We start from the raw sequence: 25,496 nt of genomic DNA, 5'->3' as shown, positions 1-25,496 counted from the left end.
AACCGGACGAGACACGACAATGGCACTCCCTGATTACTCCATGCGCCAGCTCCTGGAAGCTGGCGTGCACTTCGGCCACCAGTCCCACCGCTGGAACCCGAAGATGGCGCCGTTCATCTTCGGCACCCGCAACAACATCCACATCATCGACCTGGCCCAGACCGTGCCGGCGCTGCATCGCGCGCTGCAGGCGGTGTCCGACACCGTGGCCCGCGGCGGCCGCGTGCTGTTCGTCGGCACCAAGCGTCAGGCGGCCGATGCCGTGGCCGATGCGGCCAAGCGCTCGGCGCAGTACTACGTCAATTCCCGCTGGCTCGGCGGCATGCTGACCAACTGGAAGACCATCTCGCACTCCATCGCCCGCCTGAAGAAGCTCGAAGAGCTGCTCAACGCCGGCGAGGGTGTCGGCTACACCAAGAAGGAGCGCCTGACGCTCCAGCGCGAGAAGGAGAAGCTCGATCGCGCTCTGGGCGGCATCCGCGACATGGGCGGCATTCCCGACCTGCTCTTCGTGATCGACACCAACAAGGAAGACCTCGCGGTCGCCGAGGCCCGCCGCCTCGGCATCCCGGTCGCGGCCATCCTCGACACCAACTCCGATCCGGACGGCATCGCCTTCCCGGTGCCGGGCAATGACGACGCCGGCCGCGCGATCAACCTCTATTGCGACCTCGTCGCCCGCGCCGCCATCGACGGCATCGGCCGCGCTCAGGGCGATCTCGGCATCGACGTCGGCGCCGCCGAGGCCCCGCTGGTCGAGGAACTGCCGGCCGAGACCTCCGGCTGGACCAGCTTCGAGCCGCTCTCCGGTCCGCGCGGCATCGCCGACGACCTGAAGAAGCTCACCGGCGTGTCGCCGGAGATCGAGAAGAAGCTGACCGACCTCGGCTTCTTCCACTTCTCGCAGATCGCCGGCCTGAGCGCCGATGACGCGCATCACCTCGGCGAGGAAGTCGGCCTGCCGGGCCGCGTCGACGGCTGGATCGCGCAGGCCAAGGAGCTGACCGCCGAGGTCGAGTGACCTCGGGCGCCAGCTTCGCGACGGCGTCACATGAGGGCGCCAGACATTGCATCGCACGGCCGGCCCGGATTCCCTCCGGCCGGCCGTGTCGTCGAATGACACAGGATCGTTGAGGAACCGAACATGGCCAACATCACCGCGGGCATGGTGAAGGAGCTGCGCGAGAAGACCGGCGCCGGCATGATGGACTGCAAGGCCGCGCTGACCGAGGTCGACGGCGACATCGAGGCCGCCATCGACTGGCTGCGCAAGAAGGGCCTCGCCAAGGCCGCCAAGAAGGCCGGCCGCGTCGCCGCCGAGGGTCTCATCGGCCTCGCCGTCGCCGGCAATGAGGGCGTCGTGGTCGAGGTGAACTCCGAGACCGACTTCGTCGCCCGCAACGACCAGTTCCAGCAACTGGTGCGCGACATCGCCACCGTCGCCCTGGGCGCGGCCGACGACGTCGAGGCGGTCAAGACCGCGGCCTATCCGGCCGGCGGCACCGTCGCCGACGCCATCAACAGCGCGGTCGCCACCATCGGCGAGCACATGAACCTGCGCCGCTCGAAGAAGCTGTCCGTCTCGGCCGGCGTCGTCGGCTCCTATGTGCACGGTTCGGTTGGCGAAGGCCTCGGCAAGATCGGCGTGCTGGTCGCGCTCGAATCGACCGGCAAGCAGGACGAGCTCGCCGCGCTCGGCCGCCAGATCGCCATGCACGTCGCCGCCGCCAACCCGCAGGCGCTCGATGCCGCCGGCATCGACGCCGAGACGATTGCCCGCGAGCGCGCCGTTCTGGCCGAGAAGGCCAAGGCCTCCGGCAAGCCGGACAACGTCGTCGAGAAGATCGTCGAGAGCGGCCTGAAGACCTTCTACAAGGAAGTCACGCTGCTCGAGCAGGCCTTCATCCACGAGCCCTCCAAGACCGTCGCCCAGGCGGTGAAGGAGAGCGAGGGCAAGGTCGGCGCGCCGGTCAAGGTCGTCGCCTTCGTGCGCTTCGGCCTCGGCGAGGGCGTCGAGAAGCAGGAGAGCGACTTCGCCGCCGAAGTCGCCGCTGCGGCGGGCGTCTGAGTCTGTTCTTGCGTTGATAAGTCACGCCGGGCCGCCCAAGGGCTGTCCGGCGTGTTTTACTGTGCGCGCCGCGCGCGAATCGCATCAGGGCTCCCAAGCACCTCGTGCCTCGCGCTGAGCCGGATGCGCCAAGCTCGAGGTGCCCCATGTCGATCCCGTCGGACCGCAACGAACTCGCCTTCGGGCGCGTATTGGTGAAGGTGTCCGGCGAGGCGTTGATGGGGAGCGAAGCGTTCGGCCTGCACTGGCCGACCATCGAGCGCATCGCCCAGGATCTTGTCGAGGCCCGACACACGGGCGCCGAGGTCGCGGTGGTGGTCGGCGGCGGCAACATCCTGCGCGGGGCGAGCGTGGCCGGGCAGGGGCTCGACCGCGCCACCGCCGATCACATGGGCATGCTGGCGACGGTGATGAACGCGCTGGCGCTGGAGAAGGCAGTCGAGCAGGCCGGCAGCCCGGCGCGCACGCTCTCCGCCATTCCCATGCCGACCATCTGCGAGCCCTATGCGCGCCAGACGGCGGCGCGGCACCTGTCGCGCGGGCGGGTGGTGCTGCTCGCCGGCGGCACCGGCAACCCCTACTTCACCACCGACACCGGCGCCGTGCTGCGCGCCGCCGAGCTCGACTGCGACGCGGTGATGAAAGCGACCAATGTCGACGGCGTCTACACCGCCGATCCCAAGCTCGACCCGACGGCGCGGCGCTATGAGCGCCTGACGCATGACGAGGCGCTGGCCAAGGATCTCAAGGTGATGGACGCCGCCGCCTTCGCGCTGGCGCGCGAGGCGAAGCTCCCGATCATCGTGTTTTCCATCCGCGATCCCGGGGCGATCGCCGCGGCGATCCGCGGCGAGGGACGGGGAACGACCGTGGCGCCCTAGGCGCTGTCCCTGCGTGAACGTGCGTGACGCCTGCGCGCCTCAAGGCGTGCGAAACGCTTGCCTTGCGTGTCTTTAGGTTGGATATAGCCGCCAACCGGGCGGCGACGGCCGGCCACGCGCCGGACAGAAAAGTGAACGAGGTCCGTTATGAGCACTCTGCCGATCGACATTGCCGATTTGAAGCGCCGCATGCAGGGCGCCATTGCGGTTCTCAAGCAGGAACTGTCCGGCCTTCGCACCGGCCGCGCCTCGGCGAGCCTGCTCGAGCCGATCCAGGTCGACGCCTATGGCAGCCACATGCCGCTCAACCAGGTCGCCTCGGTGAACGTGCCGGAGCCGCGCCTGCTGTCGGTGCAGGTATGGGACCGCGGCATGGTCGCGGCGGTGGAGAAGGCGATCCGCGAATCCAATCTCGGCCTCAACCCGCAGACCGAGGGCCAGGTGCTGCGCGTGCGCATTCCCGAGCTCACGCAGGATCGCCGTCAGGAATTGGTCAAGGTCGCGCATAAATATGCCGAGGCGGCGCGCGTCTCCGTGCGCCATGTCCGCCGCGACGGGCTCGATGCGCTGAAGAAGGCCGAGAAGGACGGGGAGATGAGCTCCGACGATCTGGACCGCCTCGCTGATCAGGTGCAGAAGGCGACGGACCAGTCCATCACCGAGATCGACCAGACCCTGTCCACGAAGGAAAAGGAAATTCTGGCGGTCTAGCGCCCGGGCGCCGAAGGGGGGCTCCGTGAACATTGCGAGGCTCGGGGTGCCTTCGGGCACCGTCATCGAGACGGAAGCGCGGGACGCGGCGGCAGCCGACGCCGTGCGGCCGCGGCACGTCGCGATCATCATGGACGGCAATGGCCGCTGGGCCACCAGCCACGGCCTGCCCCGCTTCGAAGGCCACCGGCGCGGCGCCGAGGCGGTGCGACGCACCGTCACCGCCGCCCGCGAACTCGGCATCGAGGCGCTGACCATCTACAGCTTCTCCAGCGAGAACTGGTCGCGCCCCGAGGAGGAGATCGGGCAGCTCATGGGGCTGCTCAAGCGCTTCATCCGCTCCGACCTCAAGGAGCTGCACGCCAATAATGTGCGCCTGCGCATCATCGGCGAAGGCCACCCGACCGATCCCGAGGTGCAGGGCCTGCTCGACGAGGCCGAGACGCTCACCCGCGCCAATACCGGCGTCACGCTCACCGTCGCCTTCAACTACGGCTCGCGCAACGAGATCGCCCGCGCGGCCCAGAGCTTCGCCCGGCAGGTCGCGGCCGGCACGCTGCGGCCGGAGGACATCACGCCCGAACGCTTCGACGAGGCGCTCGACACGGCGGGACTGCCGCCGCTCGACCTCGTCATCCGCACCAGTGGCGAGCAGCGGCTGTCGAATTTCCTGCTCTGGCAAGCCGCCTATGCCGAGCTGGTGTTCCTACCGGTGTTCTGGCCGGATTTCGACCGCGCCTGGCTGGAGCGGGCCCTGGCGGAGTACGGGCGGCGGGAACGCCGCTTCGGCGGCGTCGACGCGAACGGGCGCTGACACTTGCGTATCGGGGCGGATTTCCTGCCGCGCCTCGGCTCGGCGCTGGTTCTCGCGCCCCTGGCGGTGATTGCCGCCTGCTGGGGCGGCTGGCCCTTCACCCTCCTCGTCACATGCGCGGCGGTGATCGTCCTGTGGGAATGGGTGCGCATGGTCGCGGCGGTGCCGCGCACCGCCCTGCTCACGGTCGGCGGGGTCGCGATCGTCGCGGCGATGCTGGTGCTCGCCGTGCGTCCGATTCCCGTCGCCATGGCGATCATCGTGCTGGGCGGCATCGCTTCGGCACTGGTGGCGCGCGGCGGGCGGCAGAGGCGCATCTGGGCGCCATTCGGCGTGCTCTATGCCGGGGCGCTGGCGCTGCCGCCGGTGGTCCTGCGCCAAGAAGGCAGCCTGGGGCTGATCAGCCTCATCTGGCTGTTGGCCGTGGTGTGGTCGACAGACATCGCCGCCTATTTCTGCGGCCGGCTGATCGGCGGGCCGAAGCTGTGGCCGCGCGTCAGCCCCAACAAGACGTGGTCGGGCTCCATCGGCGGCACCCTCTTCGCCATGCTCGGCGGCATGGCGACGCTGCACGTCGCCGGCGTGCACGCGCCGCTGCTGGCGGCGCCGGTGGCGGTGCTGGTCAGCATCGCCAGCCAGGGCGGCGACCTGTTCGAATCGGCGATGAAGCGGCGCTTCGGCGTGAAGGATTCGAGCACGCTCATCCCCGGCCATGGCGGGCTGATGGACCGGCTCGACGGCTTCATCGCCGCGGCGGCGCTGGCGCTGCTGATCGGGCTTCTGCGCGATCCCTCCGCCCTCGCACGCGGCCTGCTGATGTGGTGAGACGAGGGGAGGCCGGGCTGCGACCGAATCTCCCCCTGTCCTTGTGTCATCTTGCGGATTCGCCTTCGCTCTGCCCAAGTTCGCCGTAAAGCCACCCTATGCATCACGGGTCGCGCCTCCCGGCGCGCCCCTCTAGGAACCTTCCGATGGAACTTCTCGCCTCGATGGGCGGCAATGCGAGCTGGCTTCTCGGCTACGTCGTGCCGTTCCTGTTCGTGCTGACGATCGTCGTCTTCTTCCACGAGCTCGGCCATTTCTGGGTGGCGCGCCGCGCCGGGGTGAAGGTGGTGGCCTTCTCCGTCGGCTTCGGCCCGGAGATCGTCGGCTTCAACGATCGCCACGGCACGCGCTGGAAGCTCTCGGCGATCCCGCTCGGCGGCTATGTGAAGTTCCTCGGCGACGAGAGCGCCGCCAGCACCCCCGACCGCGGCGCGCTCGACACGATGAGTGAGGAGGACCGGCGCGGCAGCTTCTTCCACAAGCCGGTCGGCGCCCGCGCCGCCATCGTCGCCGCCGGCCCCATCGCCAATTTCATCCTGGCGATCGTCATCTTCGCCGGGCTGTTCATGACGGTCGGCCGGCAGGTGACGACGCCGCAGGTCGATTCCGTGCAGGCCGGCAGCGCCGCCGAGCGGGCGGGCTTCCTGCCCAACGATGTGATCCTGTCGATCGACGGCGAGAAGATCGATTCCTTCGGCGACATGCGGCGCGTCGTCAGTGCGAGCGCCGACCAGAAGCTCAGCATCGTGGTCGAGCGCGGCGGCCAGCAGGTGACGCTCGACGCGACGCCAGACCGGCGCGAGATCACCGACAGCTTCGGCAACGTCCACCGCATCGGCGTGCTCGGCATCTCCCGCAACACCGCCGGCGGCCAGGTGAAGACCGAGCGATTCGGCCCGGTCGAGGCGGTGACCATGGCCGGGCGCGAGGTGTGGTTCATCGTCGACCGCACCTTCAGCTATCTCGGAGGGGTGGTGACGGGGCGGGAATCCGCCGACCAGCTCGGCGGTCCGATCCGCATCGCCCAGGTCTCCGGGCAGGTCGCCACCTTCGGTATCGCCGCCCTGCTGCAGCTTGCCGCGGTGCTGTCGGTGTCGATCGGACTTCTTAACCTATTTCCGGTACCTCTCCTCGATGGTGGGCACCTGCTTTTCTACGCCATCGAAGCGCTGCGCGGACGTCCGCTCAGCGAGCGGGCGCAGGAGGTCGGATTCCGCATCGGTTTGGCGCTGGTTTTGATGCTGATGCTGTTTGCGACCTGGAACGATATCCTTAGCATATCAAAATCTTGAGCCGGATTTCCGGCCGGCGTTGCCGAGGTGCCACGCCGGCCGGAAAAGGCGTGTATGACAGCCCGTTCGGTTTGCAGGCTTGGCAAAAGTCTGTATCAAACGGGGTGCAGGGTGGAGATCGCCGCCGGTGCGTGCCTATAGGTGCGTCGTCCGGCCGGTTTCGAAACAACGGTAAGGTTGAGCACCAAATGGCTCGTATCCGGTTCGTGCGTAAGTTGGCCTCGGTAGTTGGTATTGTCGCGCTGATGGCCGTCGCGAGCGTTGCTGGATCAGTCGCCGTGCCGACAAGCGCCATGGCGCAGTCGGCGAGCTCCATCATCGTCGAGGGCAACCGCCGCGTCGACGCCGACACCATCCGCTCCTATTTCCAGACCGGTCCGGGCGAATCGCTCACCCCCGCCAAGATCGACGAGGGCCTGAAGGCGCTCTACGCCACCGGCCTGTTCTCCGACGTCACCATCAGCAATCGCGGCGGCCGGCTGGTCGTGCGAGTGGCCGAGAACGAGGTGATCAACCGCGTTGCCTTCGAGGGCAACAAGAAGGTCAAGGACGAGCAGCTCTCCGTCGAGGTGCAGTCCAAGGCGCGCAGCCCGCTGTCCAAGACCACGGTGCAGGCCGACACGCAGCGCATCATCGAGGTCTATCACCGCGCCGGCCGCTACGACGTGCGCGTCACGCCGAAGACCATCGACCGCGGCCAGGGCCGCGTGGACCTCGTGTTCGAGATCACCGAGGGCGACAAGCTCGGCATCTCCGAGATCCGTTTCGTCGGCAACAAGGCGTTCTCGGCCTACAAGCTGAAGGACGAGATCACCACGACCGAGTCGAACTGGCTCTCCTGGCTGAAGAACACCGACATCTATGACGTCGACCGCATCAACACCGACCAGGAGCTGCTGCGTCGCTTCTATCTGAAGCACGGCTATGCCGACTTCCGCATCATCTCGGTGACGGCTGATCTCGACCGCAAGAGCGGCGGCTTCATCCTCACCTACACCTTCGAGGAAGGCCCGCAGTACCGCGTCGGTACCGTGGAGGTCGCCTCGGGCATCAAGGACGTGGACGTCAACCGGCTGCGCTCCGCGCTGCGCGTCGCGCCGGGCCAGGTCTACAACGCCGAGCTGGTCGAGAAGTCGGTCGAGAACGCGACCATCGAGGTGTCGAAGAGCGGCTACGCCTTCGCCCAGGTCCGCCCGCGCGGTGACCGCAATGTCGAGGCCCGCACCATCTCGCTGGTGTTCGCGGTCGAGGAAGGCCCGCGCGTCTACATCGAGCGCATCGACATCCGCGGCAACACCCGCACCCGCGACTGGGTCATCCGCCGCGAGTTCGATCTCGCCGAGGGCGACGCCTATAACCGCGTGCTGGTCGATCGCGCCGAGCGTCGGCTGAACAATCTCGGCTACTTCAAGACGGTGAAGATCACCAACGAGCCGGGCACGGCGCCGGACCGCATCGTCCTCGTCGTGACGGTCGAGGACCAGCCGACGGGCGAGTTCTCGGTCTCCGGCGGCTATTCGACCGCCGACGGCTTCATCGGCGAAGTCGCGGTCTCCGAGAAGAACTTCCTCGGCCGCGGCCAGTATGTGCGCCTTGCCGGCCAGCTCGGCGAGAACGTGCAGGGCGTCGATTTCAGCTTCACCGAACCGTATTTCCTCGACTACCGCGTCGCGGCGGGCTTCGACCTGTTCTGGAAGGAGACCAGCGCGACCGACTACAGCCCGTATGACACGGAGACGGCCGGCGGCACGCTGCGCGTCGCCCTGCCGCTGACCGACGAGCTGACCCTCGGCCTGCGCTACACGCTGTCGCAGAAGGAGATCACGGTCGACCAGGAGTGCCCGTACACCTGGAGCGTGGCGACCTGTAACGCCTATTGGGGCGACATCTCCTGGGCGATCCTCGAGGTCAACGGCGTGTCGGCCATCACCTCGGCCGTCGGTTACACGCTGAGCTATAACATGCTCGACAACAACAAGGATCCGACGAACGGCTACCTGGTCGAGCTGAAGCAGGACCTCGCGGGTCTGGGCGGCGACGTGAACTTCATCCGCTCGACCTTCGATGCCCGCTGGTACATGCCTGTCGTCGGCGACTTCGTCCTCATGCTGCGCGGCCAGGCCGGTAACGTCACCTCCTGGGGCGGCGAGAACCTGCGCATCCTCGACAACTTCTTCAAGGGTCCCGACCTCGTCCGCGGCTTCGCCCCGAACGGCATCGGTCCGCGCGACCTTGCCTCGGGCAACCCGCTGCTGGGCGAGGAGCCGGACGCGCTCGGCGGCACGCTCTACTGGGGCACCACTGCCGAGGTGCAGTTCCCGCTGTCCTTCCTGCCGAAGGACTTCGGCCTGAAGGCGGCCGTGTTCGCCGACGCTGGTTCGCTGTGGGATTACCAGGGCGACACCATCTTCCCGAACATCGCGGGTTGGAACGACCCAGGCAATCTCGTGAACTGCAGTGCCATACCGGGTTCGTCGACCAAGGGCCTCGCCAATGTCTGCGTCGCCGACAGCGACCTGATCCGCTCCTCGGTCGGCGTCAGCCTGATCTGGAGCTCGCCCTTCGGCCCGCTGCGCTTCGACTACGCCTGGGCGCTCACGAAGGAATACTACGACCAGGTCCAGGAGTTCCGCTTCAGCGGCGGCACGCGCTTCTGATAGACTGCTATACTCGGGCGTGAGGGGGCGGTCCGGTCATCCGGGCCGCCCCTTCGTTTAGAGGATGAGGCGGCAGCCGTACGAGACGATGAGCGATCCCTTCTTCCATCCGGCGCCGGCGCCCCTGACGATCGGCGAGATCTGCGCTCTCATAGGCGGCTCGCCGGGCGAGGGCGTCGATCCGGCCTGGACCATCGCCAATGTCGCCTCGCTGGAGGAGGCGGGGCCGTCCGACCTCGCTTACATGGACGGAGCGCGCCATGTCGGCGACCTGCGCCGTACCCATGCCGGCGCCTGCCTCGTCAGCGAGCGCTTCGCTGCGCATGTGCCGGAGGGCACCGCGGTGCTCGTCGTCGCCCGGCCCTATGCCGCCTTCGTCACCGTCGCCCGCCGTTTCCATGAGGCGAGCCTGCGTCCCGGCGCCGTGTTCGGCCAGCCCGGCGTCGCCGCCGGGGCCATGGTGCATCCGCAGGCGCGGCTCGAAGCCGAGGTGACGGTCGATCCCGGCGCGGTGGTCGGCCCCGGCGCGGAGATCGGTGCCGGCACCATCGTCGCCTCCGGCGCTGTCATCGGTCCGGGGGTGCGCATCGGGCGCGCCTGCTCCATCGGCGCGGGGGCGAGCCTGCTGCATGCGCTGCTCGGCGACCGGGTGATCGTGCATCCCGGCGCGCGCATCGGCCAGGACGGGTTCGGCTATCTCGGCGGTGCCCGGGGCCACGCCAAGGTGCCGCAGATCGGCCGCGTCATCCTGCAGGACGACGTGGAGATCGGCGCCGGCACGACGATCGACCGCGGCGGCCTGCGCGACACGGTGATCGGCGAGGGCACCAAGATCGACAATCTGGTGCAGATCGCGCACAACGTGGTCATCGGCCGCCACTGCATCGTTGTCTCGCAGACCGGCATCGCCGGCAGCGCGACGCTGGGCGATTTCGTCATGCTGGGCGGGCAGGTGGGCGTGATCGGCCATGTGCATATCGGCGACGGGGCGCGCATCGCCGCCACCAGCAATGTGAAGGACGACGTGCCGCCCGGCGTGGAGTGGGGCGGCTCGCCCGCCAAGCCCATGCGCGAATGGTTCCGCGAAGTGATGGCGGTGCAGCGGCTGGCGCGCGGCGAACGGCCGGCGGGCGGCCGGCAAGAGGAACGATAGGGACATGGACGTGCAGGCCGAAGAGAAGAACGAGGCCGCCGGCGGGACCGCCGCGCTCGGCACCGCCGACATCCACCGCATCCTGGAGGCGCTGCCGCACCGCTACCCCTTCCTGATGGTCGACAAGATCGTCGGCATCGAGGGCGACAAGCGGGCGGTCGGCATAAAGAACGTCTCGGCCAACGAGCCGCATTTCCAGGGCCATTTCCCCAACAATCCGGTGATGCCCGGCGTGCTCATCCTCGAAGGCATGGCGCAGACCGCCGGCACCATCTGCCTGCTGGGTCGGCCGGACGACGGCCCGCCGTCGATCGTCTATTTCATGACCATCGACAAGGCGAAGTTCCGCAGGCCGGTGGTACCGGGCGACGTGCTCGAATACCACATGACGCAGATCTCCAAGCGGCGGAACATGTGGTGGTTCCGCGGCGAGGCCAAGGTCGACGGCCAGCTCGTCGCCGAAGCCGAGGTCGGCGCGATGATCGGGCAGGGGGATCGCAAGTGAGCGCCGCCCGCATCGATCCGACGGCACGCATCGAGGATGGTGCGACGCTGGGCGAGGGGGTCGAGATCGGCGCCTTCTGCACGGTCGGGCCGCATGTCGTGCTCGAAGCCGGGGTGAAGCTGATCTCGCACGTCGCCGTGGCGGGTCACACCACCATCGGCGCGAACAGCGTGGTCTATCCCTTCGCCTCGCTCGGCTTCCCGCCGCAGTCCTACCACTACAAGGGCGAGCCGAGCCGGCTCGCCATCGGCCGCGACTGCATCATCCGCGAGCATGTGACGATGAACATCGGCACCGCCGGCGGCCACATGGAGACGGTGGTCGGCGAGGGCGGCATGTTCATGGTCGGCAGCCATATCGCCCATGACTGCGTCGTCGGCGCCCGCGCGGTGTTCGCCAACAACGCCACGCTCGCCGGTCACGTCACCGTGGGCGAGAACGTGTTCATCGGCGGGCTCTCGGCGGTGCACCAGTTCGTGCGCATCGGCGATGGCTGCATCATCGGCGGCATGTGCGGCGTGCGCCACGACCTCATCCCCTTCGGCGCCATGGTCGAAGGCCGGCCGGGACTCGGCGGGCTGAACATCATCGGGCTGAAGCGCCGCGGCTTCTCGCGGCCGCAGATCCATGCGCTGCGCGCCGCCTATCGCGAGCTGTTCTACAGCGCGGGCACGCTCGGCGAGCGCACCGACCGCGTGGCCGCGCGCTTCGCGGACGATGCCAACGTCATGCACCTGATCGAGTTCGTCCGCAGCGCCGGCAAGCGCCGCCTGACCGTTCCCGTCGACGCGGCCGACCATGTCGCCGAGCCCGAAGCCGCCTGAGGCGGGCGCGGCGCCGGCGCGGGGCCGGCTCGCCATCATCTGCGGCGGCGGCGCCTTCCCTCTGGCGGTGGCCGAGGCGGCGCGCCGCGCCGGCCGCGAGGTGGTGCTGTTCCCGGTGCGCGGCTTCGCCGACATGGCGGTCGAGAGCTGGCCGCATGTGTGGATCCCCATCGGCCGCTTCGGCCTGTTGAAGCGCGAGATGCGCCGTCACGGTTGCACCGAGGTGGTGTTCATCGGCACGGCGCTGCGCCCGCGCATCCGCGACATACGCCTGGACTGGACGACGCTCACGCTGCTGCCGCGCGTGCTCCGCATGCTGCGCGGGGGCGACGACCATCTGCTCACCAGCCTCGGGCGGCTGTTCGAGGAGTCCGGCTTCCGCCTCGTCGGTGCGCATGAGGTCGCCCCGGAAATCCTTATCCCCGCCGGGCAGCTCGGCGGCGTCGCGCCGAGCGCGGAGGAGATGGACGACGTCGCCGTCGGCCGCCATGCGCTCGGCGTCACCGGCCCGCTCGACATCGGCCAGGGGCTGGTGGTGATGAACCGCCACGTCGTGGCGCTGGAAGCGGCGGAGGGGACCGACCTCATGCTGGCGCGCGTCGCCGAACTGCGCGGCAATGGCCGCATCAAGGCGCCCGCCCGCTGCGGCGTGCTGGTGAAGCGGCCGAAGGAGGGGCAGGACCGCCGGCTCGACCTGCCCTCGCTCGGCACGCGCACGGTGGAGGGCGCCGCCCGCGCCGGCCTCGCCGGCATCGCGGTGGAAGCCGGCGGCGTCATCGTCACCGATGTCGCCGCGCTGGTGCGCGCCGCCGACCGCGCCGGCCTGTTCATCTACGCCTTCGGGCAGGACGAGGCGCCGGCGCCATGACGGCGGAAAACGAGGCCGACAAACCGCTCGACGTCTTCATCATCGCCGGCGAGGAATCGGGCGACGCCCTTGCCGAGGGGCTGATGGCCGAGCTCACGGCGCTACATCCCGCCGGGGTGCGCTTCCGCGGCGTCGGCGGCGCGCGCATGCAGGCGCAGGGGCTCCAGAGCCTCTTCCCGATGGAAGATATCACCGCCATGGGCTTCGCCCAGGTGATCGGCGGCCTGCCGCGCATCCTCAAGCGCATGCGCGAGGCGGCGCAGGCGATCATCGCCCATCCGCCCGACATCCTCGTCATGGTCGACGCGCCCGACTTCACCCATCGCGTCGCGCACAAGGTGCGCGCCCGGCTGCGCGACCTGCCGATCGTCAAATATGTCGCCCCGACCGTCTGGGTCTGGCGGCCCGGCCGGGCGAAGACCATGGCGCCGGATTTCGACCGCGTGCTGGCGCTGCTGCCCTTCGAGCCCGAAGCGATGCACGAACTCGGCGGCCCGCCGACGACCTATGTCGGCCATCCGCTGTTCAATGAGCTGGATCGGCTGCGCCCGAACGCCCAGGAGGCCGGCCGCCGCGGAGCCAAGCCGCCGGTGCTCTTGGTGCTGCCCGGCAGCCGGCGCGCCGAGCTGGCCCGCCTCGGCGCCACCTTCGGCGAGGTGCTGGGCCTGCTGCGCACCCATGTGCCGGAAGTCGAGCTGGTGCTGCCGACCCTGCCGCGCCGGCTGGCGCAGGTCGAGGCGATGGTCGCGACCTGGCCGGTGAAGCCGCGCATCGTGGTCGAGGAGGCGGAGAAGCTCGCTGCCTTCCGCGTCGCCCGCGCCGCGCTAGCCGCCTCCGGCACGGTGACGCTGGAGCTGGCGCTTGCCGGCATCCCCACCGTCGCCGCCTACCGCGTGCCGTGGCTGGAAGGCCGCATCGCGCCCTACATCATCCGGGTGAAGACGGCGATCCTGCCGAACCTCATCCTCGGGGAATCGGCGGTGCCGGAATATCTGCAATGGTACATCGACCCGCCGGCCATGGCGTCGCGGCTCGCCCGGCTGCTCGACGGTGGCGAGGAACGCGAGGCGCAGCTTGCCGCCTTCGCCCGGCTCGATCAGGTGATGGGGGTGGGCGACGACCCGCCCAGCCGCCGCGCCGCCCGTGCCGTGCTGGAGACGCTGGCGGAGAAGCGCGGGCAGGCGTGAGGGCCCGGCCGATACTGGCTGCCAACCGACCCTTTTCAACTATAGGTCGTCATCCCCGGGCTTGACTCGGGGACGAGGGAAAGGGGCGGGGCCTGAAGGCCTGATCCCGGGAAACGACCTCATCCTGAGGTGCGAGCGGAGCGAGCCTCGAAGGATGGTCGCTCAAGCGCACCCGGACGAGCATCCTTCGAGGCCGGCCTTTGGCCGGCACCTCAGGATGAGGTTCGTCGTGGATCGCCTCGGATTGAGGAAGCCTCTTTCCCTCATCCCCGGGCTTGACCCGGGGATCCAGAGGACCGGGTGCGCCCGGTCACGGGGTGGCCGGATCAAGCCCGGCCATGAGGGCGTGCGGATGGGATCGTCGAGCCAAATAGAAGCGTGCCTCAGCCTCTCAGGATGAGGTTCATCCGCAAAAGGAAAGCCCCGCCCTCCGATCCCGGAAGGCGGGGCTTTCACATTCAACCCGATCAGGCGGCGCTAGCCGCCAGGCCGCTCACTTGCGGCGGGCGATCGGCACGTAGTCGCGGCGGACGGCGCCGGTGTAGAGCTGGCGCGGACGGCCGATGCGCTGGCCGGGGTCCTCGATCATTTCCTTCCACTGGCCGATCCAGCCCACGGTGCGGGCGAGGGCGAACAGCACGGTGAACATGGAGACCGGGAAGCCGAGCGCGCGCAGCGTGATGCCCGAATAGAAGTCGATGTTCGGGTAGAGCTTGCGCTCGATGAAATACTCGTCCTGCAGCGCGATGCGCTCCAGCTCCAGGGCGATGTCGAGCAGCGGATCGTCCTTGATACCGAGCTCCTTCAGCACCTCGTGCGTGGTGTGCTGCATGATCTTGGCGCGCGGGTCGTAGTTCTTGTAGACCCGGTGGCCGAAGCCCATCAGGCGGAACGGATCGTTCTTGTCCTTGGCGCGGTTGATGAATTCCGGAATGCGCTCCGGCCGGCCGATCTCGCCGAGCATCTTCAGCGCGGCCTCGTTGGCGCCGCCATGCGCGGGCCCCCACAGGCAGGCGATGCCCGCGGCGATACAGGCGAAGGGATTGGCGCCGGAGGAGCCGGCGAGGCGCACCGTCGAGGTCGAGGCGTTCTGCTCGTGGTCGGCGTGCAGGATGAAGATGCGGTCGATGGCGCGCGAAAGGATCGGGTTGGCCTTGTATTCCTCGCACGGTACCGAGAAGCACATGCGCAGGAAGTTCGACGTGTAGTCGAGGTCGTTCTTCGGGTACACGAAGGGCTGGCCGATATTGTACTTGTAGGCCATGGCCGCCAGCGTCGGCATCTTCGCGATCATGCGGATCGAGGCGATCATCCGCTGCTGCGGATCCGAGATGTCGGTGCTGTCGTGATAGAAGGCCGACAGCGCGCCGACCGAGGCGACCATCACCGCCATCGGGTGGGCATCGCGGCGGAAGCCATGGAAGAAGCGGCTCATCTGCTCATGCACCATGGTGTGGCGCGTGACGCGGTAGTCGAAATCCGCCTTCTGTTCGGCGGTCGGCAGCTCGCCATAGAGCAGCAGGTAGCAGGTCTCCAGGAAGTCGCCGCTCTCCGCCAGCTGGTCGATCGGGTAGCCGCGATAGAGCAGCACGCCCTCGTCGCCGTCGATGTAGGTGATCTCGCTCTCGCAGGCAGCGGTCGAGGTGAAGCCGGGGTCGTAGGTGAACCGGCCGGTCTGGCCGTAGAGCTTGCCGATATCGATGACGTCCGGCCCGATGGTGCCCTTGAGGATCGGAAGATCCCAGCTCTCGTTACCGATGGTCAGAGTTGCTGATTTCGCCGAAGTGCCTTCGCTGGCGTCCATGCGGGGTCTCCCGAATTTGTGGAACCGAGTGATCGGAGCGCGTGTTGCGGGTGCTGCGCCGAGCCTTGCGGCAATATGCGCCGGAGACGGGGGAATGTCTCGGTTGCTGCCCGATAAGAAAGTCGTAGCGGTTTCGCTCCTTGCTCGCAAGCGCAGCGAAGACGGTATCGCGATGCGGCCGAAATCGACCAATGAATCGATTTCACATTCGCAGCCGCATCATGCTAGACGGGCGGTTCACGCCCGTGCCGGCATGCCCGTCTGGTCGGCGATGCGGGCGAGCGATTCCTCACGCCCCAGCACCGCCAGCACATCGAAGATGCCCGGCGAGGTGGTGCGGCCGGTCATCGCCGCGCGCAGCGGCTGGGCGATGGCGCCGAGCTTCACGCCCTTCTCCTCCGCCACGGCGCGCACCGCGGCCTCGGTCTCGGCGGCGTTCCAGTCCGGCACCGAGATGAGCTTCTCGGCGGCGGCGGCGAGCAGCGCGCGCGCCTCGTCGGTGAGCAGGGCCTGCGCCTTGTCCTCCATGTCGAAGGGGCGCGATTTCCAGATATATGAAGCACTGTCAATAAGTTCGACGAGTGTCTTCGCGCGCTCCTTCAGCCCCGGCATGGCCGCGAGCAGCTGCGCGCGGCGCTCCGGGGTCAGTGCGGCCGCGATCTCGGCGCCGTTCGGGATATGCGGCAGAAGCTGGTCGATCGCCGCCAGCAGCTCCCCGTCGGGCGTCGCCCGCATATAGAGGCCGTTGATGCTCTCCAGCTTGGCGAAGTCGAAGCGGGCGGCGGAGCGGCCGACCCTGTCGAGGTCGAACAGGGTGCTCATCTCCTCGGTGGAGAAGATCTCCTGGTCGCCATGGCTCCAGCCGAGGCGGACGAGGTAGTTGCGCAGCGCCGCCGGCAGGTAGCCCATGGCCCGGTAGGCGTCGACGCCGAGCGCGCCGTGGCGCTTGGAGAGCTTGGCGCCGTCCGGCCCGTGGATGAGCGGGATGTGCGCCATGCGCGGTACCTCCCAGCCCAGCGCATGGTAGATCTGCGTCTGGCGCGCGGCATTGGTGAGGTGGTCGTCGCCGCGGATGATGTGGGTGACGCTCATGTCGTGGTCGTCGACCACCACGGAGAGCATGTAGGTCGGCGTACCGTCCGAGCGCAGCAGCACGAGATCGTCGAGTTCCTTGTTCTGGAATACGACACGGCCCTGCACGAGGTCGTCGATGATGGTCTCGCCCTCGATGGGCGCCCTCAGGCGGATCGCAGGCTTGCGGTCGGTCGGGTAGTCGGCGGCATCGCGGTCGCGCCAGCGCCCGTCATAGCGCGGCGGGCGGCCCTCCTTGCGGGCGGTCTCGCGCATTTCCTCCAGCTCCGCCGCCGTGGCGTAGCAGGGATAGGCGCGTCCGGCCGCGATCATCTGCTCCACCGCCTCGCGGTGACGCGCGGCGCGGGCGAACTGGTAGATGACGTCGCCCGACCAGTCGATGCCGAGCCATTTCAGCCCGTCGATGATGGCGTCGATCGCCTCCGGCGTGGAACGCTGGCGGTCGGTGTCCTCGATGCGCAGCAGCATTTTCCCGCCCTTGGCGCGGGCGTAGAGCCAGTTGAACAGCGCGGTGCGCGCCCCGCCGATGTGCAGGAAGCCGGTGGGCGAGGGGGCGAAGCGGGTGACGACGGTCTCGGACATTTCTCTTCCGTCTCGCGCCGCGAAGGGCTGCGGCGTCAAAGCGTGGCGGGCGCGGACGGTGCGTGTACCATAGGTGCGCAACACCGCGAAAGCCGCGCCGTCGCCTGCTTTTGCCGGGCGATGGCGGCGTGGATGGGGCAGGGCGTCGGGGGACGACGTGCAGGGGGGCGAGGAGCCGTCAAAGTCGCGGCCGGAGGAGGCGCTCCCGCGTGCCCGGGCGCGGGCGGCGGCGCTCGCCCTCGGCGGCGCGCGCCGCGCGGCCGGGCAGGGCTGGCCGCTGCCCTCGCTCGGCGCGCTGGCAGGACGTCTCGCCGCGGCGCTGGCGCGCGAGCTGGACGACCGGCGCGGCTTCCTGTTCCTGCCGATCGGCGTCTCCGCCGGCGCGGGGCTCTATTTCGGCGCGCCGCACGAGCCATTGCCCTATGTCGCCTTGCTGCCGGCGGCGGTGTTGATCGGCATCGCCGTGTGGGCGCGGGAAAAACCCTTCGCCTTCCATCTCTTCGCGCTGCTCGCCGCCATCACCGCCGGCTTCGCGCTGGCGAGCCTGCAGGTGCAGCGCATGGCGCATCCGGTGCTCGGCGAGCAGCTCAATGCGGCCGAGATCACCGGCTTCGTCGAGGCCACCGAGCACCGCCCGCGCGGCAGCCGTGTCACCGTTTTGGTCACCACCTTTCCGCGCCCGCTGGTCGATGCGCCGCGGCGCGTGCGCGTGACGCTGGCGGGGCGTGATCCGCCGGCGGTCGGCAGCCATGTGCGGCTGCGCGCCAGCCTCGGGCCGCCGCCGGGGCCGGCCTATCCCGGCGGCTTCGATTTCGGCCGCGCGGTCTGGTTCGACGGCATCGGCGCCACCGGCTATGCGCTCGGCCGCCCGCAAATCGTTCCGGCGCCTGTGATCGCGCCGGCCGGTCTGGCGTTGACGACCTGGCTCGACGGCACGCGGCACGCTATCGCCGCGCGCATCCGCGCCGCCTTGCCGGGCGAGGAGGGCGGGGTGGCGGTGGCGCTGGTCACCGGGCTGCGCGACGCGGTGGCGGAGCCGATCGAGGAGAGCATGCGCGTCGCCGGCTTGTCGCACATCCTCTCCATTTCCGGCCTGCACATGGCACTGGTTGCGACCACCGTGTTCTTCCTAGCTCGGGCCCTGCTGGCGCTGTTTCCCGATCTCGCGCTGCGCTATCCGATCAAGGCCTGGGCGGCGGTGCCGGCGGCGCTGTCGGCGACGTTCTATCTGCTGCTCTCCGGCGCCGAACTGGCCACCCAGCGCGCCTATGTGATGACGCTGATCGTGCTCGCCGGCATCGTGCTCGGCCGTCCGGCGCTCACCTTGCGCACGCTGGCGGTGGCGGCGCTTGCGGTGCTGGCGCTCACCCCTTGGGCGGTGCTCGATCCCGGCGCGCAGATGTCCTTCGCCGCCACGCTGGCGCTCATCGCCGCCTATGAGCGGTACGGCCATTTCGTGACCACGCCGCCGGGCACGGCGGAGGACGCCGTCTGGCTGCGTCGGCCGGCCCGCTATGTCGCGGCGCTGGTGCTGGCTTCGCTCGCCGCCGGTCTCGCCACCGCGCCCTATGCGGCGTTCCATTTCCAACGGCTGGCGCCGCTGAGCCTGATCGCCAACCTCGCCGCCATGCCGGCCGTCTCCTTCATCGTCATGCCCGCGGGCCTGGTCGGCGCGGTGCTGATGCCGTTCGGCTGGGACGATCGGGCCTGGCGGCTGATGGGCTGGGGCATCGACCTGATGCGCGACATCGCCGATTTCGTCGCACGTATCCCTGGAGCGGATCGCGGCGTATCCGCCATGCCGATGGCGAGCCTCGTGCTGCTCAGCCTCGCCTTGATGGCGCTCTGCCTCTCCCGCACGCGGCTGATCCTGCTGGCTCCGGTGCTTGCCATCCTCGCGCTGTGGATCGCCGCGCGCGAGCCGCGGCCCGACCTATTCGTCGATGGCGAAGCGCGCACCGTCGCCGTGCGTGGGCCGGACGGCGCGCTCGCCGTCATGGGTGACCGCACGAGCGGTCTTGCCGACCGCTTCGCGGTGGAGCAGTGGCTGAGCGCCGACGGCGACCGCGCGCGCGCCGGCTCGAAAGAGCTGATACAGGCGGCTGCCTGCGATCCGCTCGGCTGCACACTGCCGCTCGTCGGCGGCGCGCTCGTTGCCCTGTCGCGGCATCCGGATTCGCTGGAGGACGATTGCCGCCTTGCCCGCGTGCTGGTGACGCCCTTCACGGCGCCTTCCGAATGCGCGGCGACGGTCATCCATCTCGATCCGCGCAAGGCGGGCGGCGGGGTGGCCGGCTATCGGACGGAGGAGGGCGAACTGCGGCTCGTCTCGGCCAACGCGCCCTATGGCGGCCGGCCCTGGCAGGCTGCCCCGCCGCGAGTTGCGACGACCAATGCTGCCGCGAGACTGCAGCCCATCACCGGCGCGGCTCAAGCCGGCAAACCGGCCGTCGCGCGCGCAACGGCAAGGTCGCGCGATCCGCTCGACGACATGGTTGGCGAAAGTGCCTCGGAGCGGCCGGCGAACGCTCCTCAGTAGCGCCGGAACAGGCCGACCAGCTTGCCCTGGATGCGCACGCGGTCGGGGCCGAAGATGCGGGTCTCATAGGCCGGGTTCGCCGCCTCCAGCGCCACCGAGGCGCCCTTGCGGCGCAGGCGCTTGAGAGTGGCTTCCTCGTCGTCGATCAGCGCCACCACGATCTCGCCGGTGTTGGCGGAATCAGTCTTGCGGATCAGCGCCAGGTCGCCGTCGAGGATACCGGCCTCGACCATGGAATCGCCGCGCACTTCCAGCGCGAAATGCTCGCCGCCAGCCAGCATTTCCGGCGGCATGCTGATGGTGTGGTCGCGCGACTGGATGGCCGAGATCGGCGTGCCGGCGGCGATGCGGCCCATGACAGGGATCGGCACCGAGCGGCGCACATCCTCGCTGTCTTCGGAGGGGCGCACGCGGCCGAGATTGCCCTCGATGACGTTGGGGGCGAAGGGGCGAGCGGCAGGCTTGGGCGGCTGCGCGTCCTCGGGGAGGCGGATCACCTCCAGCGCCCGCGCCCGGTTCGGCAGGCGGCGGATGAAGCCGCGCTCCTCCAGCGCCGTGATCAGCCGGTGGATGCCGGACTTCGACCTGAGGTCGAGCGCCTCCTTCATCTCCTCGAAGGAAGGCGGCACGCCGTCCTTCTGCAGACGCTCGTTGATGAACAGGAGCAGCTCATGCTGTTTGCGGGTGAGCATCCTGAGAATCCCGTCTGGCCGGCGTCGCCGGAATGAAACAAATCGCGAACAAAGACTATACGTTCTTATTGTGTTCCACAATGGGTAAAGGGATCGCTAAACGCGTGTAAAAGCGGTGAAATCGGCCATTGAGCGGCTGAATTCGCCCGGCGAGCGCCTCTTTGGCCTCCAAACAGGGGCGCCGGGGCCGAATCAGATCGTCTGCGCGTATTGCTCGTAGGCGTCGTGGACGATGGCGATATGGCTGCGCATGGCCGCAGCGGCGCCGTCGCGGTCGCCGCGCAGGATCGCCGTCACCACCTGATCGTGCTCGGTGTGGGAGAGGGCGAGGCGCCCGAGCGCGCGGAACTGCGCCCGGCGGAAGGGCGAGAGCCGCCGGCGCGTGCCGATCGTGATCTCGATCAGGTACTCGTTGTGGCTGCCGGCATAGATCGAGTTGTGGAACTGTTCGTTCGCCTCGCGATAGGCGGTGAACTCGCCCTGCCGCATGAAGTCGCTCATGTCGGCGTGCAGCTGTTCGAGCTGGCGGCGCTCCGGCGGCGTCATGTTGAGTGCGGAGAGGCCGGCGCAGAGCGCCTCGAGTTCGGCCATCACGTCGAACATGTTCTGCAGCCGCTCGACGCTCGGACGGGCCACCACCGCGCCGCGATGCGGACGGGCGTCGACCAGGCCGGAGGCGGTGAGCTCGCGCAGCGCCTCGCGGACCGGCGTGCGCGACACGCCGAAGCGGGCGGCGAGCGCAGTCTCGTCCAGCGCAGTGCCCGGTGGCAGCGTGCCGCGGGTGATCTCGTCGGCGAGTTGAATGCGCAACTCCTCCGCGCGCGTCACGCGGCCCCGCCGGCCGGCGCCGGCGGGCGGTTCGAGCGGGAAGCGGACAGGCAGCACGGACATGCGCGAACTGACGACCTGGAGACGGCCGAAAGCCGGACCGCCTCACGCATCAATAGCGGGCATGCCGGGCTTCACCAAGTGTTTCATTTGGCGGCGGGATCGTCGATGACGCTGACATGGGCGGCGACCACCTTCCAGCCTTCCGGCGTGCGCATCCAGGTCTGCATCTGCCGACCGACGCGGCCGGGTGCGCTGTTCCGGCGGAACAGGGTGGAGGCCACCGCCATGTCGCGGCCATAGGAGGTGAGGACGGTGCCTTCGAGCGTGCGCTGCAGCCCGACCGGCGAGCGGGCGGCGCGGAAGGCGCGGATTTCCTCTATGCCGTAGAGGTTTTCGCCGCCGCCATAGCGGATGGTGGTGAGGGCCTCGAAGAACAGCGCATCGAGCGCCTCGACGTCGTTGCCGACCAGCGCCTTCTCGTAACGCTCGAAGGCGGCCGTCACCTCGGCCAGCACCTCGGGAATGTTGATCTCCATCCGCCCTGTTCCCCGCGATAAATCGATAAGCGAGCACACAGGCAGCGGGCGGCGGGGTCAATCCTCGAGCGGCAGAATCTCGCAGGGTTCCCCGGCCTTGGCAGGCGGCGCATGCGGGCGGCGCACCAGCAGCACGTCGGCGCGGGCGAGGTTGCGCAGCATGGAGCTGTCCTGCACGGGCAGGGGGCGCACCACGGGCAGGCCGCCCTCGCGGCCGACGATCTCGGCGCGCATGAAATCCATGCGCTGCTCGTTGGCCTTCACGTCACTGCCAAGGATGGCCGGCTGGAGTTCGGTCGCCGCCGGCACGTCGAGCCCCTGCAGCTTCTTCAGAAGGGGCAGGAGGAAGAGCGTGGCGCAGACATGGGCGGAGACCGGGTTGCCCGGTAATCCAAGGACTTGCGTCCGCCTGCTGCGTCCGAACATCAGCGGCTTGCCGGGGCGCAGGGCGATCTTGTGCACGGCGAGGGTGACGCCCTGCGCCGTGAGCGCCGGGGCGACGAGGTCATGGTCGCCGACCGAGGCGCCGCCGGTGGTCACCAGCACGTCGAAACCGCCGTCGAGCGCCGCGCGCATGCCGGCCTGCGTCGCCGCCATCTCGTCGGGCAGCACGCCGAGATCCGTGACCTCGGCGCCGGCAGCCCGCGCGAGCGCGGCGATGGAATAGATGTTGGAGACGATAACTTGATGGGCCCGAGCGCCCGTCCCGGGCCGCACCAGTTCGTCGCCGGTGGAGAGCAGGGCCACGCGGGGACGGCGTGCGACGCTCACCTCGGCGACATCGGCGGCGGCGACCAGCGCGAGGTCGCGGGCGCGCAGCTTGTGGCCGGTCTCCAGCAGCGTCTCGCCACTGGCGAAGTCGCCGCCTGCAGGGCGGATATGCCGGCCGGGTGTGGGCGCTTCGTTCATGGTGACGAGATCGCCGTCGCGGCGCGTGTCCTCCTGGATGACGATGGCGTCGGCGCCATCGGGAACCACCGCGCCGGTGAACAGGCGCACCGTCGTGCCCGGCTCGACCGTACCGGCAAAGGGCCGGCCGGCGGCGGATTCGCCGATCAGCCGCAGCGTAGCGGGGACGGTAGCAGCGTCGGCGGCGCGCAGCGCATAGCCGTCCATCGCCGAGACGTCAGCGCCGGGCGTGGTGCGGCGGGCGATCACCGGGGCGGCGAGCACCCGGCCGGCGGCTTCCTCCAGCGGGACATTTTCGCTGCCAATCGGCCCGGCGGCGGCGAGCAGGAGGGCCAGCGCCTCCTCGACGGGCATCAGGGCCATGATGTGCTACTCGCCCTGCCAGTGGCCGGAACGGCCGCCGGATTTTTCCAGCAGCCGCACATTCTCGATGCGCATGAAGCGATCGACCGCCTTGGCCATGTCGTAAACGGTGAGGCAGGCGACGGAGACGGCGGTGAGCGCCTCCATCTCCACGCCGGTCTGGCCGGTGGTGCGCACCGTCGCCCGCACCACGAGGCCGGGCAGGGCAGAATCGGGCTCGATCTCCACCGCCACCTTGGAGAGCAGCAACGCGTGGCAGAGAGGGATCAGTTCATGCGTGCGCTTGGCCGCCATGATGCCGGCGAGGCGCGCCGTGCCGATGACGTCGCCCTTCTTGGCGTTGCCGGAAAGGATGAGGTCGAGCGTCTCGGCCTTCATCCGCACCGCGCCCTCGGCGACGGCGATGCGGTCGGTGACGGCCTTGTCGGCGACGTCGACCATGTTGGCGGCGCCGGCGGCGTCGAGATGGGTCAGGCGGGGTTCGTCCGCCATCGCTCAGCCTGCGGCGCGCAGGGCAGGAGGGGCGAGCAGGGCGCGGGTCGCCGCCGCCACGTCGGCCTGCCGCATCAGGCTCTCGCCAACGAGGATGGTGTCAATGTTCACCTTGGCGAGGCGGGCGACGTCATCCGGCGTGAAGATGCCGCTCTCGCCGACGATCACCCGGTCGGCCGGGACGCGCGGCGCCAGCCGTTCGGAGGTGGCGAGCGTGACTTCGAAAGTCCGAAGGTCGCGGTTGTTGATGCCGACCAGCTTCGCCGGGAGCTTCAGCGCGCGGTCGAGCTCGTCATCCGAATGCACCTCGACGAGGGCATCCATGCCGAGGCCATGCGCCGTCTCGACGAGGTCGAGCGCCAGCGCGTCGTCGACCGAGGCCATGATGACGAGGATGCAGTCGGCGCCCCAGCTGCGCGCCTCGAACACCTGATAGGTGTCGTGCATGAAATCCTTGCGCAGCGCCGGCAGCGCGCAGGCGGCCCGCGCCGCGACGAGATATTCCGGCGCGCCCTGGAAGGACGGCGTGTCGGTGAGCACCGACAGGCACGCCGCGCCGCCGGCCTCATAAGCGGCGGCAAGCGACGGCGGATCGAAATCGGGACGGATCAGCCCCTTGGACGGACTCGCCTTCTTGATCTCGGCGATCAGCGCGGTGCGGCCGGCGGCGATCTTCGCCTCGATGGCCTTCAGGAAGCCGCGCGGCGCGTCGGCGGCCTCGGCGGCGGCGCGCACCTCGACGAGCGGGCGCGCCTGCTTGGCGGCCGCGATCTCCTCGCGCTTATAGGCGGCGATGCGCTCGAGAATGTCGGCCATGTCTGTCCGTTACTCCGCCGTTACCAGCGACGAGACCGCGATCAGGCGGTCGAGCGCCGCTTCGGCATGGCCCCCCTTGAGGCTGGCGCGGGCGATCTCCAGTCCCTCGCCGATCTCATTCGTCTTGCCGGCTACCACCAGTGCGGCGGCGGCGTTGAGCAGGGCGACATCGGCATAGGCGCTCGGCTCGCCCGCCAGCACCGCCCGCAGCGCCAGCGCATTGGCCGCGCCGTCGCCGCCCTTCAGCGCCTCGGGCGCCGCGCGGGCGATGCCGAAGCTCTCGGGGGCGATTTCGAAGGAGCGGATCGTACCGTCCTTCAGCTCGGCGACATAGGTCGGTCCCGTGGTCGTGATCTCGTCGAGCCCGTCCGAGCCGTGCACCACCCAGGAGCGGGTGGAGCCGAGCGTGCGCAGCACCTCGGCGATCGGCTCAACCCAGGTGCGCGCGAACACGCCGACCATCTGCCGGGTGACGCCGGCCGGGTTCGACAGCGGGCCGATCAGGTTGAAGATGGTGCGCGTGCCCATCTCCACCCGGCTCGGACCGACATGCTTCATCGCCGGATGATGTGCCGGGGCGAACATGAAGCCGATGCCGGCTTCCCGGATGCACTGGGCGATCTGCTCCGGGGCGAGATCGATCTTCACACCGAGCGCCATCAGCACGTCGGCGGCTCCGGACTTGGAGGACAGCGCGCGGTTGCCGTGCTTGGCCACCGGCACGCCGGCGCCGGCGACGATGAAGGAGGCGCAGGTAGAGATGTTGTAGGAGCCGGAGGCGTCGCCGCCGGTGCCGACCACGTCGACCGCCTCGGCCGGCGCTTCCACCCGCAGCATCTTGGCGCGCATGATGGAGACCGCGCCGGCGATCTCCTCCACATGCTCGCCGCGCACGCGCAGGCCCATGAGGATGGCGCCGATCTGCGAGGGCGTCGCCTCGCCGGACATCATCACGTCGAAGGCCGCCGCGGCCTCGGCGCGCGTCAGCGTGGTGCCGGTGGCCAGCTTGCCGATGATGGGCTTGAGGTTGTCCATGTGTCCCCCGGTTCCCCGCG

General features: G+C 69.3%; 23 protein-coding genes. 14 read left to right on the top strand and 9 right to left on the bottom strand.

Annotation, left to right across the window (positions count from 1 at the left end):
* Positions 1–19: 19 nt before the first annotated feature.
* The 13 genes from SNOV_RS09200 to lpxB all read left to right on the top strand — a co-directional run bounded on the left by SNOV_RS09200 (position 20) and on the right by lpxB (position 13,785).
* Positions 20–1,021 (top strand): 30S ribosomal protein S2, encoded by a 1,002-nt coding sequence (locus tag SNOV_RS09200; RefSeq protein ID WP_013166646.1) that lies wholly within the window; start codon positions 20–22, stop codon positions 1,019–1,021.
* Between the two features lie 123 nt (positions 1,022–1,144).
* On the top strand, positions 1,145–2,068 hold the full coding sequence (gene tsf / locus SNOV_RS09195) for a translation elongation factor Ts (protein ID WP_013166645.1): 924 nt from the start codon (positions 1,145–1,147) through the stop codon (positions 2,066–2,068).
* Positions 2,069–2,214: 146 nt separating this feature from the next.
* Positions 2,215–2,949, top strand: a complete 735-nt coding sequence (gene pyrH, locus SNOV_RS09190) for a UMP kinase (protein ID WP_013166644.1) — start codon at positions 2,215–2,217, stop codon at positions 2,947–2,949.
* A gap of 147 nt (positions 2,950–3,096) precedes the next feature.
* Positions 3,097–3,660: a ribosome recycling factor gene (gene frr / locus SNOV_RS09185; protein ID WP_013166643.1), complete on the top strand. Its 564-nt coding sequence runs from the start codon at positions 3,097–3,099 to the stop codon at positions 3,658–3,660.
* Between the two features lie 46 nt (positions 3,661–3,706).
* A complete protein-coding gene (locus tag SNOV_RS09180) occupies positions 3,707–4,474 on the top strand; it encodes an isoprenyl transferase (protein ID WP_013166642.1) in 768 nt (255 codons plus the stop codon).
* 3 nt (positions 4,475–4,477) lie between these two features.
* Positions 4,478–5,299, top strand: coding sequence for a phosphatidate cytidylyltransferase (locus tag SNOV_RS09175; RefSeq protein ID WP_013166641.1), 822 nt, complete (start codon positions 4,478–4,480; stop codon positions 5,297–5,299).
* A gap of 146 nt (positions 5,300–5,445) precedes the next feature.
* Positions 5,446–6,591, top strand: a complete 1,146-nt coding sequence (gene rseP, locus SNOV_RS09170; RefSeq protein ID WP_013166640.1) for an RIP metalloprotease RseP — start codon at positions 5,446–5,448, stop codon at positions 6,589–6,591.
* A gap of 188 nt (positions 6,592–6,779) precedes the next feature.
* The gene (gene bamA, locus SNOV_RS09165; protein WP_013166639.1) at positions 6,780–9,248 is read left to right on the top strand and encodes an outer membrane protein assembly factor BamA; all 2,469 of its coding nucleotides are present in this window, start codon (positions 6,780–6,782) and stop codon (positions 9,246–9,248) included.
* 88 nt (positions 9,249–9,336) lie between these two features.
* Positions 9,337–10,401, top strand: a complete 1,065-nt coding sequence (lpxD, locus tag SNOV_RS09160) for a UDP-3-O-(3-hydroxymyristoyl)glucosamine N-acyltransferase (protein ID WP_013166638.1) — start codon at positions 9,337–9,339, stop codon at positions 10,399–10,401.
* A gap of 4 nt (positions 10,402–10,405) precedes the next feature.
* Positions 10,406–10,906 carry a 3-hydroxyacyl-ACP dehydratase FabZ gene (gene fabZ, locus SNOV_RS09155; RefSeq protein ID WP_013166637.1) on the top strand — a complete coding sequence of 167 codons (501 nt, stop codon included), beginning with the start codon at positions 10,406–10,408 and terminating at the stop codon, positions 10,904–10,906.
* Positions 10,903–11,730: an acyl-ACP--UDP-N-acetylglucosamine O-acyltransferase gene (lpxA, locus tag SNOV_RS09150; RefSeq protein WP_013166636.1), complete on the top strand. Its 828-nt coding sequence runs from the start codon at positions 10,903–10,905 to the stop codon at positions 11,728–11,730. Before fabZ ends, lpxA begins: the two co-directional genes overlap by 4 nt.
* Positions 11,705–12,598 (top strand): LpxI family protein, encoded by an 894-nt coding sequence (locus SNOV_RS09145; protein ID WP_013166635.1) that lies wholly within the window; start codon positions 11,705–11,707, stop codon positions 12,596–12,598. The genes lpxA and SNOV_RS09145 overlap by 26 nt, the downstream gene beginning before the upstream one ends.
* On the top strand, positions 12,595–13,785 hold the full coding sequence (gene lpxB, locus SNOV_RS09140; RefSeq protein ID WP_013166634.1) for a lipid-A-disaccharide synthase: 1,191 nt from the start codon (positions 12,595–12,597) through the stop codon (positions 13,783–13,785). The genes SNOV_RS09145 and lpxB overlap by 4 nt, the downstream gene beginning before the upstream one ends.
* Before the next feature lie 493 nt (positions 13,786–14,278).
* Here the strand turns inward: lpxB and gltA are convergent, their stop codons facing one another.
* Together gltA and gltX are read right to left on the bottom strand one after the other, a co-directional pair.
* Complete coding sequence (gene gltA, locus SNOV_RS09135; RefSeq protein WP_013166633.1) at positions 14,279–15,589, bottom strand: citrate synthase; 1,311 nt, start codon at positions 15,587–15,589, stop codon at positions 14,279–14,281.
* A gap of 237 nt (positions 15,590–15,826) precedes the next feature.
* The gene (gene gltX, locus SNOV_RS09130) at positions 15,827–17,263 is read right to left on the bottom strand and encodes a glutamate--tRNA ligase (RefSeq protein WP_013166632.1); all 1,437 of its coding nucleotides are present in this window, start codon (positions 17,261–17,263) and stop codon (positions 15,827–15,829) included.
* A 157-nt stretch (positions 17,264–17,420) separates the two neighbouring features.
* Between gltX and SNOV_RS09125 the strand changes: the two genes are divergently transcribed.
* Positions 17,421–19,802, top strand: a complete 2,382-nt coding sequence (locus SNOV_RS09125; RefSeq protein WP_013166631.1) for a ComEC/Rec2 family competence protein — start codon at positions 17,421–17,423, stop codon at positions 19,800–19,802.
* Here the strand turns inward: SNOV_RS09125 and lexA are convergent.
* The 7 genes from lexA to trpD all read right to left on the bottom strand — a co-directional run bounded on the left by lexA (position 19,796) and on the right by trpD (position 25,476).
* Positions 19,796–20,494 (bottom strand): transcriptional repressor LexA, encoded by a 699-nt coding sequence (lexA, locus tag SNOV_RS09120; RefSeq protein WP_013166630.1) that lies wholly within the window; start codon positions 20,492–20,494, stop codon positions 19,796–19,798. The two genes, SNOV_RS09125 and lexA, sit on opposite strands and share 7 nt — an antisense overlap.
* A gap of 192 nt (positions 20,495–20,686) precedes the next feature.
* Positions 20,687–21,385, bottom strand: a complete 699-nt coding sequence (locus tag SNOV_RS09115; protein ID WP_013166629.1) for a GntR family transcriptional regulator — start codon at positions 21,383–21,385, stop codon at positions 20,687–20,689.
* Positions 21,386–21,468: 83 nt separating this feature from the next.
* Positions 21,469–21,861: an oxalurate catabolism protein HpxZ gene (gene hpxZ / locus SNOV_RS09110; protein WP_013166628.1), complete on the bottom strand. Its 393-nt coding sequence runs from the start codon at positions 21,859–21,861 to the stop codon at positions 21,469–21,471.
* A 57-nt stretch (positions 21,862–21,918) separates the two neighbouring features.
* On the bottom strand, positions 21,919–23,133 hold the full coding sequence (locus SNOV_RS09105; RefSeq protein ID WP_013166627.1) for a molybdopterin molybdotransferase MoeA: 1,215 nt from the start codon (positions 23,131–23,133) through the stop codon (positions 21,919–21,921).
* A gap of 6 nt (positions 23,134–23,139) precedes the next feature.
* The gene (moaC, locus tag SNOV_RS09100) at positions 23,140–23,625 is read right to left on the bottom strand and encodes a cyclic pyranopterin monophosphate synthase MoaC (protein ID WP_013166626.1); all 486 of its coding nucleotides are present in this window, start codon (positions 23,623–23,625) and stop codon (positions 23,140–23,142) included.
* Between the two features lie 3 nt (positions 23,626–23,628).
* Positions 23,629–24,441 (bottom strand): indole-3-glycerol phosphate synthase TrpC, encoded by an 813-nt coding sequence (gene trpC / locus SNOV_RS09095; protein WP_013166625.1) that lies wholly within the window; start codon positions 24,439–24,441, stop codon positions 23,629–23,631.
* A 9-nt stretch (positions 24,442–24,450) separates the two neighbouring features.
* Entirely contained in the window at positions 24,451–25,476 is a 1,026-nt protein-coding gene (gene trpD, locus SNOV_RS09090; protein WP_013166624.1) for an anthranilate phosphoribosyltransferase, read from the bottom strand.
* Positions 25,477–25,496 lie beyond the last annotated feature (20 nt).

The organism is Ancylobacter novellus DSM 506 (assembly GCF_000092925.1).
Lineage (GTDB): Bacteria > Pseudomonadota > Alphaproteobacteria > Rhizobiales > Xanthobacteraceae > Ancylobacter > Ancylobacter novellus.
This window is presented reverse-complemented; position numbering and strand designations above follow the sequence as displayed.